Consider the following 2670-nt stretch of genomic DNA (forward strand, 5'->3'; position numbering starts at 1 on the left):
AACTTAAGCTTAAACGTTTAAACAAACAAATATTTTTTTTTAGTTTTTCACAGCTTATTATGATATTCCCTGTTCTGACACCAGTAATTGCAACTTGAGCTAAAACTTAAGCTTAAACGTTTAAACAAACAAATATTTTTTTTTAGTTTTTCACAGCTTATTATGATATTCCCTGTTCTGACACCAGTAATTGCAACTTGAGCTAATTCTTTTTAACAGTGGCAGCACTTGATTGTCTTATAATTAATTTAGACGCTATGCTTACCTGCATATTGGCGCTTTTTTTATCAGAAATGTTTTTAAGTAAGATCTGAACGGCCTTTTTGCCCATTTCAAGTAATGGCTGTTCTATATAGGTCAGGGGAGAATAAAAGAAATCAAAAGCTTCACTCTCATCAAAACATACAATAGCCACATCATCGGGAACTTTATAGTTTAGCTTATTTAAAGATTTTAATCCTTTTAGTGTAAGCGTGTTTGTAGCGAAGAACAGTGCATCTATTGTAGGGTTTTGAGCAAAAAATTCGCGGATGCCCGCCTCTACTTCTTCTTGACCAGCATTGAAATCAACCATTTTGACCAAGGGGATTTTTGTCTTTAACTGTTTACTGTCTTTAATTGCATCAATGTAGCCCTGCTTTCTATCCAGCATATGAGCCAGATCTGTTTGATAAGCGATCATGCCGATATTTGTCTTTCCGGCTTCAATTAAATGGCTCACAGCCTGATAAGAAGCCTCATAATTGTTGGTCACGACACAATTGGTATCCAGCCCCTTAAAATACCGGTCTATCAGCACCAGTGGAATATTGTTCTTTAAAATCGCTTCAATCTGGTCTTGTGAATTTTCTGCCGGTGCAATAATGAAACCATCAACCTGTCTTTCGGTTAAAATATTAATCAGGTTTTGAGATTTTTTCGCATTTTCATCCGCACTCGCAAAAATCACGGTATAGTTAAATTTCTTTGCCTCATCCTCAATATTCCTCGCAAGATTGCCGAAGAACGGATTGGAAATATCTGCTACAATTAATCCAAAAGTATACGATTTTCCTGTTTTCAAGCTTTTGGCTATCTGATTTGGCTGATAACCCATTTTCACCGCTGTATCTCTTATTACTTGTGCGATTTCTTTTCCAACACGTGCTTCTTTTTCCTTATTATTTAACACGTATGAAACCAGGGCGGTAGAAACGCCTACAGTTTGTGCTATATCTTTGATGGAAACCTTCTTACTCATCCTGTAAAGATATGCTTAATCGATTAACATAAAAATCTCGAGACAATAGATTTTTCCCCTTGCGATATTGTTCAAGTATTTGCTCCTTTTTGATCAAAACTCTGGTATCCAATTGATTGAGCAACATGTTGGTGATCAGATTCGCCCTTGTCCGGACTTTTTGAACTTCTAATAGCACAAGATTTGTTTTTCCCTGTTCATTTAAAGCTTCTGCAAGCATTAGCAGAACATCTGCATAACGGATAACAATCCAATTGTTGTCCCCTTCGTTGCGGGCTAAAACATCTTTGTCCTGGCCTACGAAATACTAAATAAACAATTGGATGTATTTACGGATATCAAATCGGTCTTTCACAAATTTGATACACCGGAAAAGCGGGAATTTATTGACTAGCAGCTCACCGAATTGCTCGCCTTTTTCTTGCGAAAAAATGAATATTTTGGTATTTCCAGAAAACAAAAAAGCATGTAAACATTTAATTTACAGGCTTTTAGTTAAATTTAAAACTATTTTCGCGGAATGGACGGGACTTGAATCCTATCCATAAACCTCTTATAAATAATGCTTTAATGTATTTATTAATAGCATGCTCACTATATGCTCACTATTATTCTGCAACTATTTGTCTGTAATCGACTTCACTGTAAGCTCCCTTGTTTTTCAGACCACTCAAAAGTATAATTTTGTCCTCAAATTTCCTGCAATAAATCGATGGGAGATTTGAAGTTCAATGCTTGATGTGGTCGATGGTAATTACAGTCCTATCGTTTAACAAAATTGGCTAAAGTTGATACACCTTCTTTCGCTAATTGAATACTAATTTCTGTATGACCATTAACGTTCACGTTTTCATTAAGTTTTACATCCAAATATTCCTTGTTATCCATAATTGTATAATTAACTTTTTTTCCATTCACTACGATCTGTTCGATTTTAGAGCCCAAAGGAAGCGTTGGTATAAAATTTAGTTTAAAATCTTGCTTAGATATCAGGTTGTAGACCAAAACTGTATTTGATTGTTTTTTAAATTTGAATACGAAACTATTTTTTCCAAATTTAACATTTTCAGCCTCAAACCATTTCCAATCAAAAGGCAACCTAGGAGCTAAAGTGACTATATTTGTCAACGCATCCGGGTGATACCCCAACATCCCTTCAAAAATAGGTTGTAACACCATTGTTTCTGACCAACATTGATGAGATGTAACCCCGCTTGTACTATAGGTATTCCCATTCATTACCTCTACGGCATTACCCATTGAAAAGTCCTTATAATTTGACAAATTGTTCATTATGTTTGTAAAACCTTGATTATATCTACCCGTCTGATATTCGGCAAGTGATGTCCAACCTGTGAATAAAGGCCAAATACTGCCAAAGTGGTAACTCCTTGGGTCATACAATTGATTTTTATAGCTAATCATACGGG

The 2670-nt window shown here is 35.3% G+C and carries 2 protein-coding genes and 1 pseudogene; all 3 read right to left on the reverse strand.

Features of this window, described 5'->3' with window-relative positions; translation table 11 throughout:
* Positions 1–202: 202 nt before the first annotated feature.
* Entirely contained in the window at positions 203–1240 is a 1038-nt protein-coding gene (locus tag AC1DND_RS26870) for a LacI family DNA-binding transcriptional regulator (protein ID WP_477585787.1), read from the reverse strand.
* Positions 1233–1520 (reverse strand): annotated as a pseudogene (locus AC1DND_RS26875) (RagB/SusD family nutrient uptake outer membrane protein); the annotation flags it as partial. The gene AC1DND_RS26870 and the pseudogene AC1DND_RS26875, both read right to left, overlap by 8 nt.
* A 482-nt stretch (positions 1521–2002) precedes the next feature.
* Positions 2003–2670: hypothetical protein (locus AC1DND_RS26880; protein WP_477585789.1), on the reverse strand; the 668-nt coding region annotated here is incomplete at its 5' end.

The sequence above is a fragment of the Pedobacter sp. 01N416 genome (genome assembly GCF_056399685.1).

Bases quoted from the DNA above. Each gene is read 5' to 3' on its own strand.
- AC1DND_RS26870 (WP_477585787.1), bottom strand. From the start codon at position 1,240: ATGAGTAAGAAGGTTTCCATCAAAGATATAGCACAAACTGTAGGCGTT.